10 protein-coding genes are annotated in these 12,188 nt (G+C 61.5%); 2 read left to right on the plus strand and 8 right to left on the minus strand.

The features are described from left to right. Positions 1–3: 3 nt before the first annotated feature. On the minus strand, positions 4–957 hold the full coding sequence (locus C0V73_RS07350) for a LysR substrate-binding domain-containing protein (RefSeq protein ID WP_102019341.1): 954 nt from the start codon (positions 955–957) through the stop codon (positions 4–6). Between the two features lie 192 nt (positions 958–1,149). Between C0V73_RS07350 and C0V73_RS07355 the strand changes: the two genes are divergently transcribed. After that, on the plus strand, positions 1,150–1,461 hold the full coding sequence (locus C0V73_RS07355) for a DUF1127 domain-containing protein (protein ID WP_102019342.1): 312 nt from the start codon (positions 1,150–1,152) through the stop codon (positions 1,459–1,461). A 209-nt stretch (positions 1,462–1,670) separates the two neighbouring features. Next, positions 1,671–4,169: a methyl-accepting chemotaxis protein gene (locus C0V73_RS07360; RefSeq protein ID WP_102019343.1), complete on the plus strand. Its 2,499-nt coding sequence runs from the start codon at positions 1,671–1,673 to the stop codon at positions 4,167–4,169. 82 nt (positions 4,170–4,251) lie between these two features. Here the strand turns inward: C0V73_RS07360 and C0V73_RS07365 are convergent, their stop codons facing one another. The 7 genes from C0V73_RS07365 to C0V73_RS07395 all read right to left on the minus strand — a co-directional run bounded on the left by C0V73_RS07365 (position 4,252) and on the right by C0V73_RS07395 (position 11,997). Beyond that, positions 4,252–5,154, minus strand: coding sequence for a DUF937 domain-containing protein (locus C0V73_RS07365; protein ID WP_102019344.1), 903 nt, complete (start codon positions 5,152–5,154; stop codon positions 4,252–4,254). 114 nt (positions 5,155–5,268) lie between these two features. Next, positions 5,269–6,642: a glutamate--cysteine ligase gene (locus C0V73_RS07370; RefSeq protein ID WP_102019345.1), complete on the minus strand. Its 1,374-nt coding sequence runs from the start codon at positions 6,640–6,642 to the stop codon at positions 5,269–5,271. Positions 6,643–6,785: 143 nt separating this feature from the next. After that, positions 6,786–7,523: a 16S rRNA (uracil(1498)-N(3))-methyltransferase gene (locus C0V73_RS07375; RefSeq protein ID WP_102019346.1), complete on the minus strand. Its 738-nt coding sequence runs from the start codon at positions 7,521–7,523 to the stop codon at positions 6,786–6,788. Positions 7,524–7,542: 19 nt separating this feature from the next. Further along, positions 7,543–9,048 carry an inorganic phosphate transporter gene (locus tag C0V73_RS07380; protein WP_102019347.1) on the minus strand — a complete coding sequence of 502 codons (1,506 nt, stop codon included), beginning with the start codon at positions 9,046–9,048 and terminating at the stop codon, positions 7,543–7,545. A gap of 171 nt (positions 9,049–9,219) precedes the next feature. Next, positions 9,220–9,729, minus strand: coding sequence for an NUDIX hydrolase (locus C0V73_RS07385; protein ID WP_172450095.1), 510 nt, complete (start codon positions 9,727–9,729; stop codon positions 9,220–9,222). Positions 9,730–9,904: 175 nt separating this feature from the next. Beyond that, complete coding sequence (locus tag C0V73_RS07390; RefSeq protein WP_102019348.1) at positions 9,905–10,663, minus strand: HAD-IIB family hydrolase; 759 nt, start codon at positions 10,661–10,663, stop codon at positions 9,905–9,907. After that, the gene (locus C0V73_RS07395) at positions 10,660–11,997 is read right to left on the minus strand and encodes a glycosyltransferase family 1 protein (RefSeq protein ID WP_102019349.1); all 1,338 of its coding nucleotides are present in this window, start codon (positions 11,995–11,997) and stop codon (positions 10,660–10,662) included. Before C0V73_RS07395 ends, C0V73_RS07390 begins: the two co-directional genes overlap by 4 nt. Positions 11,998–12,188: the final 191 nt, after the last annotated feature.

Genomic DNA, 12,188 nt, shown 5'->3' on the forward strand with positions numbered 1-12,188 from the left:
ATCTCACCAGCCCGGAATCATGTTGCCGGCACGAAGGCGCGGATAGTAGCGCGAATACGTCTTCGGCTCCCCGTCCATGTCGTCTTCCACCTGCGCCGGCGTGATGTTGTCGAGGCAGGCGGTGATGTGGTCGGTGATCGCATTGACCAGCGAGGTCGAGAGCCCCGGGCGCTTCATAAGGCCAATCTGTACGGGCGGGAGCGGCGGAAAACCGTCATTTGCCGTGAGCACCTTCATGCCCGTGCGTAGCGCCGATTCCGGCAGGATCGAAACCGCCATGCCGGCAAGCACGGCCGCCGCAACCACGGTTGAAGACCAGCTCGTGAACAGGATCTGGTAATCGCGTCCGTCCGCATCGAGAGCCGAGCAGGCAAGCTGCCGCCACTGGCAATCGCGACGTCCGACCGCAAGCGGCACGGGTGCATCGTCCTTCAGCGGATGATTGGCAGATCCCACCCAGCAAAGCGGTTCGGTGCGCACGACATCCGACTGCCTGAGCAGCGGATTATGCGTGACCAGCGCGATGTCGAGTTCGCCCTTGGCCATCTTGTCGGCCAGGTCCATCGAGGGTTCGCAGACGATGTAGAGCTCTACGTTCGGATGCGTCTTGGCGAAGCGCCCGATAATCTCGGGCATGTAACGGTCGGCATAATCGTCCGGAGTCCCGATCCGCAGCGTGCCTTCCAGACGGTTGTCGTCGAAGGCAGCGATCGCCTCTGAATTCAGCCGGATGATGCGCCGCGCATAGTTGAGCAGCTTGTCGCCATCGGCGGTCAGACGGTTGCCGCGTCCATCCTTGATGAAGAGCTGCTTGCCGACCCGCTCCTCGAGACGGCGCATCTGCATGGAGACGGCGGATTGGGTTTTGAACACGCGTCCCGCAGCTTTTGTGAAGCTGCCGGTGTCGACGATGGCGATGAAGGTTTGAAGCTGATCGATATCGAGGGGAGCCGACATGGCAATGGTCCATCAGAAGTGTTGATGATTACCATTAGAAACATTCGTTGGACTGATCAATATGCTTTCGGCATCTTCGCGGTTGTAATCCTCACCGACCGGTTTCCGGCCAAGCTTCCACCCCCAAACCTCATCGCCTGTCCGCTTGCGCGGACGGGGCAATCTTCTCGTGCCCGCTGAAAGGATAACGCCATGCGCACGAACGATCGGATCCTCGATTTTGACCTCGGGCTTGTCACCGAACCGCCGAGCCGGACGCTTGCCGCGCGCCTCGCTCGTCTGAACGTGTGGCTCGGATCCCTTCGCGTCGCGCTTCGCAACCGTCTTGCTGCGAACAGCCTTGCCGACCTCGACGAACGTCTGCTGAACGACCTCGGCCTCAGCCGGGGAGATGTTCAGGACGTGTTGCGCCGCCACGGTTTGACTGACGATCCTTCGCTGCAATTGACCCGCCTGGCGCGCCGCCGCGCCGAGCGATCCTTGCGCGGCCAGAAGAGCGACTGAGCCCGCTTCCCATCCCCGCAGGGTGACAGCCAATAGCCCTGCATCTTGCCCGGTCCCGATATTTTCGGACCGGGCTTTTTTGTAAACGCTAAAATAACGATGCGTATTGTGAAATATGAAGGGATAAGCAGCGGGAAGTAACCTGTTGCTAACGGCCATATGTCAGCGATGAAAACGCCTGACGTCGCTACCTCTTGCGGAGACCCTTCATGCGTATATCGACAAAGCTGCCCCTGGCGGCCACGCTGTTCGCTCTCGTCATCCTGAGCGCCTCTGTGGCGATCGGCCTTGTTCAGCAAAGCCGGATCCTTGATGAACAGGTCTATCAGAAGCTTGAGGCGACCGCAGACGGCCGTCGCAACGAGGCGCGGCGTTTCCTGGAGGCCATCCGCCTCGACGCCCGCGCAACCGCCACCGACATGATGACCCAGCAAGCGCTGTTCGGCATCACGGGTGCCTGGCCGAAGCTGGGTGACAATCCGGCCGCAGAGCTTCAGAAACGCTATATCGACGAAAACCCCAATCCGGTCGGCGAGAAGTTCAATCTCGATAGCGCCAAGAAGGACAGCTATGACCGCGCGCATCGTCAGGGCCACACCACCTTCCTGAAGCACCTTCAGGCGCAGGGCTACTACGATATCTTCCTGATCGATGCCGACGGCAATGTGGTCTACACCGTCCAGAAGGAACGCGACTTCGGCACCAACCTGATCTCCGGTCCCTACAAGGATACCGGACTGGCACAGGTGTTCCGCAAGGCTCTGGAGAGCGACGACCCCGAGGCTTTCGCCAATTCCGAATTCGAGGCCTATGAGCCGTCCATGGGGGCCCCGGCAGCCTTCGTCGCGGTGCCGATCATCATGAATGAACGCAAACTCGGCGTGCTGGCCTATCAGCTGCCGAACGATCAGCTGAACGGCATCTTCGCCAATACGCGCGGCCTCGGCGAAACCGGTGAAACCGTTCTTGTGGACAAGAACGGCCTGCTCGTCTCTGACAGTGCGCGCACGCCTGATGTCGACAGCATGAAGGTCAGCATGAGCTCTCCGCTGCTGGCAACCGTCATGGGCGGCCAGGATGCGAGCGGCGCCATTGAGGGCTATCGCGGCATTACGAGCCAGGCCGCCAGCGTACCGCTTGATTTCGGCGATGTCCGTTGGTCGGTCGTTGCCTTGATCGGCGAAGAAGAAGTGAACGCGCAGCTCGTCTCCGCCGGCCTGAAATCCGTCGGCATCGGCGCGGTTCTCGTCCTCATCGGCTCGCTCGTCGGCTTTGTCTTCTCGCGCAGCCTCACCCGCCCGATCTCCGAGCTGGTCGCCTCGATGGGCCAGCTTGCGGATGGCAATACCGACCTCGACCTCAAGGGCATCGACCGTTCCGACGAAATCGGTGACATGGTCCGGTCCGTCGCCGTCTTCCGCAAGGCCGAAATCGACAAGCGCGTACTGGAGGCGGAAAACGAAAGCCGCCGCTCGGCCACCGAAAGCGAACGTCACCAGCGCGAGGCAGAACGCGCCGCAGCGCAAGCCGAGCTCACCGAGGCCATCGACGTTCTGGGCACCGGCCTGCAGCGACTGGCCAATGGTGACCTGACGGGCACGATCCGCAAGCCGCTGGCAGGCAATCTCGACCGGCTGCGTCTCGATTTCAACGCATCGCTGGAGCGCTTGTCCGGCACGGTCTCCGCCGTGCACGGCAATGTCGCCGAGATCAACCGCAAGAGCGGCACGGTCAGCTCGGCGACGGCCGATCTCAGCCATCGCACCGAGCAGCAGGCGGCAGCTCTGGTCGAGACCTCGACCGCCATCCGCCAGATCATGGAGGCGATCCGCCATTCTTCCGAGCGCGCCGAAAACGCATCGCGCCTCGCCCGTGAAGCACGCTCCAATTCCGACCGCTCGGGCGAGATCGTCGGCGGCGCCATCGATGCCATGCAGCGCATCGAAAATGCGTCGAGCGAGATCTCCAAGATCATCAATGTCATCGACGAGATCGCATTCCAGACGAACCTCCTGGCGCTCAATGCCGGTGTCGAGGCAGCGCGAGCAGGCGAAGCTGGCAAGGGCTTTGCCGTCGTCGCGCAGGAAGTGCGCGAGCTTGCCCAGCGATCCGCAACCGCGGCCAAGGACATCAAGAGCCTGATCACCAAGTCCGGCGAGGAAGTCGCAAGCGGCGTCGGTCTCGTGCGTGAAACCGGAACCGTGCTCTCGTCGATCGCCGGTCAGGTCGTGCAGATTGGCGACCACATCCATTCGATCGCCTCGACCTCCAAGCAGCAGTCGGCAAGCCTCAACGAGATCAATGACGCCGTGGCGCGTATGGAGAACGTTACCCAGCAGAACGCGCGGGCAGCCGAACAGACGAATGCCGAAATGTCGGGCCTGACGCGAGACGCCGAAATGCTCTCGGGCCTCGTTGGTCAGTTCACCCTGGAGGCCAATGCCTCGACCATCCAGAACCGTTTCGCTGACCAGCGCGACACGAGCTTCGGCCGCCCGGCTCAGCCGACACCACAGCAGCCTGCGGCGAGTGCAGCCAAGCCAGCCTCCCGGTCTTTCCTTAAGCCCAAGGTGGCCCCGGCCGAAGACGGCAACCGCGCCGTCGCGTCTCCGGCCCGCTCCCTGATGGACAAGATTTCCATCGGTCTCGGTGCCAAGCTGAACCAGGCCAAGGACAACAAGTCCGATGGCGAATGGGAAGAATTCTGAGGTCAGACGGCCTTTGAAATGCGAAACGGCGCGGGAGACCGCGCCGTTTTTCGTTTGAGGATGGGAGAAGCGTAAGCGCGCGTCAGCCCTTCGGCTGTGGCGCTGCCGTCTCGTCTTTCCGCGACGCCGTGAGATAGGTGTCGAAGATCTGCTCCATGCTCTTCTGGTAGCTCTTCTGCACTTCAAGCCCGCTGTCGAACATGGTGTTCATCATCGCGGCAAAGCCTTCCTGCGCTTCCTTTTCCGGCGTCTTTGCAGGCTCCGGCGAGGCCTTGGGCGCTTCGGCAGGCTGCCCGGTCATCTGCGCGGTATAAGCCGTCGCCATGTCCTGGAAGGCCTTGGTGAAGGGGTTGTCGAGGAACGGGTTCGCGGCAGCCTGTGGCTCGGGTTTCTTCTGCCCGCCCATCATCTCCTGGAAGGCGCGCATGAACGGGTTGTCGAACATCGCGGCTGCCATCGCCGCCTGTTGGGGCTGCGGCTTCGGCTGCAGGCCGGTGCTTTCCAGCCATTGCTGCATCATCGCTGCCATCGGCGTCCCGGCAAAGGCGTTGGCACCCGGGAGCTGCCCGGTCGTCTGCTTGAAAAGCCCGCCCATCAGCGTGTCGGCCATGGCGGGCATCATCTGCTTGAGGATGTCCTGTCCGATGCCGGTCAGCTGCGCTGCCTGCGCGGCAACCGCGCGCGAGACTTCCTTCGAGCCGAACAGCTGCTGGAGAACCTGATTGCCGTCGGCGATGCCCTGTGGGGTGAAGGCCGAGCTCATATCCTCGAAATATTTAGCATAGTTCCCGGAGGTCATCGCCTGGACGAGGGCCGAGAAATCGTAAGGATTGGTGGTGTTGCGCTTGAAGCCCGACGCGAAGGCCGGCATGAGCGCCGCAACTGCCTTGGCCGCCTGCTCATGCGCCAGACCATATTGCTTGGCCATGGCGTCCATCGCCATGCCATTTTGCGCCTGCAGCATCATGTCGAACAGTGGCAGCATGGCAAATCTCCCCGGATGCGTGCAGATGATTCAGCACTATATCCGGAAAGGTCTCCAGGCAAACCGCTTTTTGCCGCTTTGCTGAAATGGCGAGGCGAGGGGGCTAGGGATGCCTCAGTACTGATATTCTTCGAACACGGGTTCCACGGAACCGTTCCAGCGGCCGTGATACAGCGCCAGCATGTCGTCCGCCAATGTGGTGCGCTTGGCGAGCACCTCGTCCAGCGTGTTGAGGAAAACGCTCTCGTCCTGTCCCTCGGAATTCAAACGGGCACGCGCCTTGAGGCCAGAGCGTGACATCTCGACAACGTCGCGCGCCACGTCCATCAGCGGCCGTCCGGCGACCGAGGCCTTCAGCCCCTGAGCTGGAACTGCATCGCGCATCGCGATGACATCCTCGACCGTCCAGTCCGCCGTGAGATCATCCGCAGCGGCAAGCGCAGTTTCATCATAGAGCAGGCCGACCCAGAGCGCCGGCAGCGCGCAGATGCGCCGCCACGGACCGCCATCTGCGCCGCGCATTTCGAGGAAACGCTTCAGCCGAACGTCGGGGAAGAGCGTGGAGAGGTGGTTGGTCCAGTCGCCCTGCTGTGGTTCCCAGTCAGCGATCTCGCCCTTCAGCGCGCCGTCCATGAACTGGCGGAAGGTGATGTGCGTGCAGTCGTGATACTTTCCGTCACGGACGATGAAATACATCGGCGCATCGATCGCCCAGGCGACGTAGTCGCCGAAACAGAAGTCCTTCGAGAAGGTGAAGGGCAAAACGCCAGCGCGCCGGTTGTCGGTATCGCGCCAGATATCGCCGCGCCAGGAGAGAAGCCCGTTCGGCTTGCCTTCGGTGAACGGCGAGGAAGCGAAAAGCGCGGTCGCCAGCGACTGCAGCTTCATCGACACCCGCATCTTCTGGCGCATGTCGGCTTCCGACGAGAAGTCGAGGTTCACCTGGATGGTGCAGGTCCGGTACATCATGTCGAGACCCTGGCTGCCGACTTTCGGCATGTAGCGGGTCATGATGTCGTAGCGCGACTTCGGCATGCGTGGCGTCTCGGACAGCGTCCATTTCGGGCTGCCGCCAATGCCGAGGAAACGGATGCCCATGGGTTCGGCCACATCGCGCAGGACCGCGAGATGCTGGTTCGATTCCTTGCAGGTCTGGTGCAGCGTCTCGACCGGCGCGCCGGACAGTTCGAACTGGCCGCCCGGCTCGATCGAGATTGCGCCCATGCCATGCTGTTCGCCAAGGCCGATGATGTTCTCGCCGTCCATGATCGGCTCCCAGCCGAGCTTGGACTGCATGCCTGTCAGCAGCGCCGAGATGCTGGCTTCCCCGTGATAGGGGACCGGGCTGTTGTCGGCGCGGAAGAAGGCGAACTTCTCGTGCTCGGTGCCGATCCGGAACTGCTCCTTCGGCTTCGACCCTGCGTCCATATAGGCCGCCATGTCATCGAGGGTGCCGAGGGGGGTCTGGTCGGTCGTGTCACGGGCCATGAAAGCTACCTTGCTGGGCGTCGCAGGAGGGCACGAGAAGGCCCATCACAGATGGCTGATTGAACCGGATTTATGTGCCGCGCAAGTGAAATTCTCTCAAGCACCGCTCAAAAAACCGGAACGTGGAATGGCGCTGCAGACGGCTAGCGCCAGTCACCGATGGCTGCTTGTACGACGGCCATCGCGGCAACCGCGGCCGTATCGGCGCGCAGGATCCGGGGCCCGAGCGGAATGGCCGTGACGAAGGGCAGGGAGCGCAGCAGAACCCGCTCGTCTTCCGAGAAGCCACCCTCCGGCCCGACCAGCAGGGCCAGCGATTTCTCCTCGATGCGGGAGAGAGCGGGAAGGGGATTTTGCGTCGCGCTGTCCTCGTCGCAATAGATGATCCGGCGGTCCGCCGGCCAGCGCTCGAGCAGATCGCGCAGCTTCACCGGCTCGGCGACCCGGGGAATGGCGAGAATGCCGCATTGCTCGGCCGCCTCGACAGCATTGGCCTGCAACCGCTCCACACTGCCGATCTTGCCCTGCACATGCTGGGTCATGACCGGCTGCAGAAGCCCAGCACCCATCTCGACGGCCTTCTGCACCAGATAATCCATCCGGCCCACCTTCAGGGGCGCAAAGAGAAAATGCAGGTCGCAATCGGCAGGCTGCGGACGCGTTTCTTCCACAGGTGTGAGCAGGATCTTCTTGCGCGAAGGGAAATGCACGCTCGCCCGCCACTCGCCATGCCGCCCGTTGAAGACGAGAAGCTCGGCCCCGTCCTCGAAGCGCAAGACGTTGGCGAGGTAGTTGAACTGCTCCGCCGTCGCCTCGAAGGCCTGGGTTTCAGCGAGATCGGCGGTCACATAGAGCCGCTGCATCCGGTAGTTGGCACGCATGGAAGTCTCGTCTCCGGGATCAAATGACGAGGTGAGACATAACCCAATACAGGACGGCTGCAAGGCCGGCAGAGGCAGGAACGGTGATGATCCACGCCGCGACGATCGTCATGAAATGCGAACGACGCACGAGATAGCGACGGCGGATTTCCTCCGGATTGCGTTCCGGCTTCGGCTCGATCTCGAAACGCTCCGCCTTGTTGCGCATATAGGCCATGCGCCGTTTGGAATTGCGCGTGTACCATTCACGGAAGAAGCCGACGCCGAAGACGGCACCGACAGCGATATGCGTCGAGCTCACCGGAAGTCCCAATGCCGAGGCAACGATGACGGTGATGGCGGCCGAGAGCGACACGCAGAAGGCACGCATCGGGTTGAGCTTGGTGATCTGCTCGCCGACGAGGCGGATGAGGCGCGGACCGAAGAGCAGCAGGCCGAGCGAAATGCCGGCAGCACCGATGACCATGACCCAGAGCGGCACGGCAACCTCGCCCGAGATCTCATGGTCCTGTGCTGCATGCACGATGGCCGAGAGCGGCCCGATCGCGTTCGCGACGTCATTGGCACCATGGGCAAAGGAGAGGAGGGCGGCTGCAAAGATCAGCGGCAGCTGGAAGAGTTTGCGCAGCGACTGATTGCGATTGTCGAGCCCGCGCGACTGGCGGCGGATCAGGGGAACGCTCAGCCACCAGGACAGGATGCCGAAGGCAAGGCCGATCAGGCAGGCCTGCATGAGGCTGATGGCGATGAGCTTGTTCAGACCCTTGAGCGCAAGATAGGCGATAAAGGAGCCGGTCATGATGCCGATCAGCACGGGCACCCAGCGCTGAGCTGCGGCGATTTTCTCCTCGCGGTAGATGATGAATTCCTTGATGAAGGCGAGGAAGAGCGCCGCGATGATGCCGCCGAGCACGGGCGAGATGATCCAGCTCGCAGCGATGCCGCCCATGACACCCCAATCCACTGCCGACATGCCGGCGGCGGCAATGCCGGCACCCAGAACGCCACCGACAACGGCATGTGTCGTCGACACGGGCGCCCCGATCCAGGTCGCAAGGTTGACCCAGAGCGCCGAGGACAGAAGCGACGCCATCATGGCCCAGATGAAGGTATCGGCATCTGCCATCTTCGCCGGATCGACAATGCCACGCGAGATCGTGGACACGACGTCGCCACCGGCGATCATCGCGCCGGCAGTTTCGAACACGACGGCGATCGCAAGAGCCACGCCCATGGTCATGGCGCGCGAACCGACGGCCGGGCCGACATTGTTGGTCACGTCGTTTGCGCCGATATTCATCGCCATATAGGCGCCGATCGCCGCGGCTGCGATGATGATGGTCGCCCCGGGTCGGTCCATGACGGCTGCGCCTGCAAGCACGGTTGCCAGCACCAGGAAGATCAGCGCGATGCCGAGCGGCGCAAAGCCACGCGAGACGTGATGTGCCGCTTCCTCGACATGAGCGATCTTGTCGAGATCCTTGTCGAGGGTTGGCTTGACGAGTTTCGGCTTGGTCTTGCCCATGCTGTGTGTCTCCGGCAGAGGCCCTGTCCGGATCCTCAGTCTGCAGTCTAACGGGTGATGATGAAGCCTGGTCGTGAGCAATCAGCCACGTGTGACGAATTCATCGAATTGCAGAAGCCCCTAGCGGCAAAGGCGCCGGCTCGCAATATGACAGTTTTGTGACAGTGCTTTTTAGGCTTGTCCTACAGCCTTTTTCATCGCTGGTGCGGCAGGGAGGGCCATTTTTGCAAAGTCTGCGAACAGCGATTTCAACTCCGGCTCGTCGACACGAGAGGCTGCTTCCTCGCAGCTGACCCATTCGAGACGGCGCGTTCCCTTTTCCGGAAATTCCTTCATCAGGTTTTTCACTTCGAGTGCATGCACCTGCACCCGCGTCGGCACCTTATGTCCGCCGCGCATCTTTTTCATGTAGGTGTAGTAGCCGATCGGCTCCAGCGATGCCTTGCCCTTGATGCCGGCCTCCTCGAAGGCCTCCCGTTCGGCGATGGCATGCGGCTGCTTGCCTGGCATGTGCCAACCCTTTGGAATGACCCAGCGGCCCGTATCCCGGCTCGTGATCAGCAGAACCTCCAGATCGCCCGTCTTCTTCTTCGTGCGATGGCAGATCGCAGCAAATTGCTGCCGCGGCGGACGCTGCAGCATGAGCTTGAGGTCGGATGTGATGCGGCCAATGATACCCAAGGAGTTGTCACCTCGATTCGTTGATTAGAATACGCCAAAATGCTGTCATAATACGCCTGATGTTGCCGCCTCACGGCACTTCTCACGCGATGGTTATTGCTTGCCTATCAGGTGCGCGCGCGATGCGTTCATTACAATGCGACATTCTGTGCCCAAAAGTCGCTTTTTCCGACATTCAGGCCGCATCAGACGACGCAAACACGCCAAGCAGGCTCAATCCTTCAATCACGCCCCAGGCAGCATTCCCCTGTGTTGCGATCATGCCGGCCCTTGCCTGTGCGAGGCTGGCGAGTTCCGGCAGCGCATTGGCCGGTAGGATCCCGCGCACTTCGTTAAGTTCGAACATCGCCCGGTCATTGCCGGTGTCCCCGGCGACGACCACTTCGTCGAGGCCGATATCGAGCCGCTGGCACAGCCAGGCGAGCGCCTGTCCCTTGTCGGCAATATCCGGCAGCACATCGAGATCCCGAGAACTGGAATAGATGATGCGTGCGCGATGTCCGGAACCGGTGAGCAAGCGCTCCAGTTCCAGGATTTCCTCTGCTGTCGCGTCATGCAGATACCAGCTCGACTTGTAGTCATGCTGGTACTGTGCCGGCTGCCGCTTCAGCCTTTCCATCATCACAAGTTCGGCCTCGATGAGGTCGACGTCAAAGCCTTCCCCGATCAGCGTCTGATATTCCAGCGTCAGGTGCGGATACGCGCTCGAATGCACCATCGTGCCGACGCCGCCGATGAGAAAGTCCGCTGCCGGCAATCCCTCTTCTGCCGTAAACTCGATGATATCTTCGATCAGGCGACCGCTATTGTAGACAAGAAGCGGTCGCGTCGCCTCGGGGATCGCCTCCCACAGGCGCGCAAACTCGCGCGACGCGTCGCGGTCACCCGCGAGCGTCCCGTCGAGATCGGAGGAGAAGAGGCGTATCGGTTTCAATCCCCGTCGTTCCATGGTTCTGCCCAGTCGCTTTCTTCCAGAGCTTGCGCCACCGGGCGGCCTTCCACAAGAGCCACAAGCTGCTGGGCAATTCCGGTCCAGGTGAACAGGCCGCGGGCCTTGTGGGCCCCCATGCGCGACAGCCGTCCGTAAAGCCGCGGATGCTTGAGCGGCTTCATCATGGTGATCCCAAGATCATATTTGTCGAACGGATCGGCAAACAGCGCATGGCGACCGTAACTTACGGCCCGGAATAACCCGCCATGGATGGTCACAATCGTCGGCGTTCCACTCGCCATCGCTTCGATGGCCGTCATGCCAAAGGGCTCGTAACGACTGGACAGCACGAACAGGTCGGCCGCGCGATACATGTCCGGCAGGTCTTCGTCGGGAATGAAGCCGGTAAACTCGACTTTCTCCGTCAGACCAAGATCCGCAACCTGCTGCTTGAGCTGGGCAAGGATCGTCTCTTCCTGGGCATCTATGTTCTCGCCGCCGAGCGCCAGCCTGAGCCGCGCCTCCGGCACGCGCTCGGCCAGCACCGAAAAGCCGTCGATGAGCAGATCATAGCCCTTGTTGGTCGCGAGCCGCCCGAGCGCGAGCACTGTTGTGCCCTCAAAGCCGAAGCGCTGGCGGACCATCCGGCGGGAGGATTCCGACACTGGATAGAAGCGATTGTCGTCGTAGCCGGGCGGGATCATGTGCACGCGATTGCGCGGCAGCCCGTAATCCTCGGTCAGCATGTCCAGCTGGATCGGCGTCGTCGCAATCACCAGCTGGCAGCTACGATAGACGATCAGCTCGTGCTGGATGCGTTCCTTGAAGTTGAATTCCTGCTCGAACTTGTCCGCCTGCTCCGGATAGTCCGTTTCCATCTGCCGCTTCTTCCACATGCCGAGCGAATGGGGCGTGTGGATATGTGGCACGCGAAGCGCCTCCGAAAGTCGCTGTCCCGCGACACCTGCATCCCAATAGTGGCTATTGATGAAGAGGTAGCTCAGGCCTTCGCGCTCGATCCAGCGCAGCGCCGTCTCGTTCCACTCGTTGAGATGCCGGTGCAGATATTCCTTCGGAATGAAGTCGCGGCCGTCACAGGGAATGCGGACGACGCGGACGTTTTCGTCCACCTCGTCAATCTCTGGCTGATCCTCGAAGCGGCGGGTAAAGATGTCGACCTTGTGCCCGAGCTGGGCAAGTTTCTTCGCCAGTTCAATAACATAAACAACCTGGCCGCCTGTATCGGCGGCCCCGAGAGGCGGCTGTGCAGCCACGTAGCCATGCGTGGAAACGAGCGCAATGCGCGGCGTCTCATCCGGATCCGTTGGTAATGCCATAATCCCCACTCTTGAAAATTTCGTTCTGAACGAGTGGGAATGATAACGCGATAAGGAGATAAATGTTTCGAATATGAGATGAAAATTTCGCGAGGAGCGGACTTTGTCGCAAACGGACTGTGGCTCGCAAACGATGCAGACGCGCCATCCCGTCGCGATTCCAACCGCTTGGCCGGTTGCGAGGATGGCGT

The sequence above is a fragment of the Rhizobium sp. TH135 genome, from assembly GCF_002855515.1.
Taxonomy (GTDB): Bacteria; Pseudomonadota; Alphaproteobacteria; order Rhizobiales; family Rhizobiaceae; genus Allorhizobium.

Bases quoted from the DNA above. Each gene is read 5' to 3' on its own strand.
- C0V73_RS07350 (WP_102019341.1), bottom strand. From the start codon at position 957: ATGTCGGCTCCCCTCGATATCGATCAGCTTCAAACCTTCATCGCCATC.
- C0V73_RS07355 (WP_102019342.1), top strand. From the start codon at position 1,150: ATGCGCACGAACGATCGGATCCTCGATTTTGACCTCGGGCTTGTCACC.
- C0V73_RS07360 (WP_102019343.1), top strand. From the start codon at position 1,671: ATGCGTATATCGACAAAGCTGCCCCTGGCGGCCACGCTGTTCGCTCTC.
- C0V73_RS07365 (WP_102019344.1), bottom strand. From the start codon at position 5,154: ATGCTGCCACTGTTCGACATGATGCTGCAGGCGCAAAATGGCATGGCG.
- C0V73_RS07370 (WP_102019345.1), bottom strand. From the start codon at position 6,642: ATGGCCCGTGACACGACCGACCAGACCCCCCTCGGCACCCTCGATGAC.
- C0V73_RS07375 (WP_102019346.1), bottom strand. From the start codon at position 7,523: ATGCGTGCCAACTACCGGATGCAGCGGCTCTATGTGACCGCCGATCTC.
- C0V73_RS07380 (WP_102019347.1), bottom strand. From the start codon at position 9,048: ATGGGCAAGACCAAGCCGAAACTCGTCAAGCCAACCCTCGACAAGGAT.
- C0V73_RS07395 (WP_102019349.1), bottom strand. From the start codon at position 11,997: ATGGCATTACCAACGGATCCGGATGAGACGCCGCGCATTGCGCTCGTT.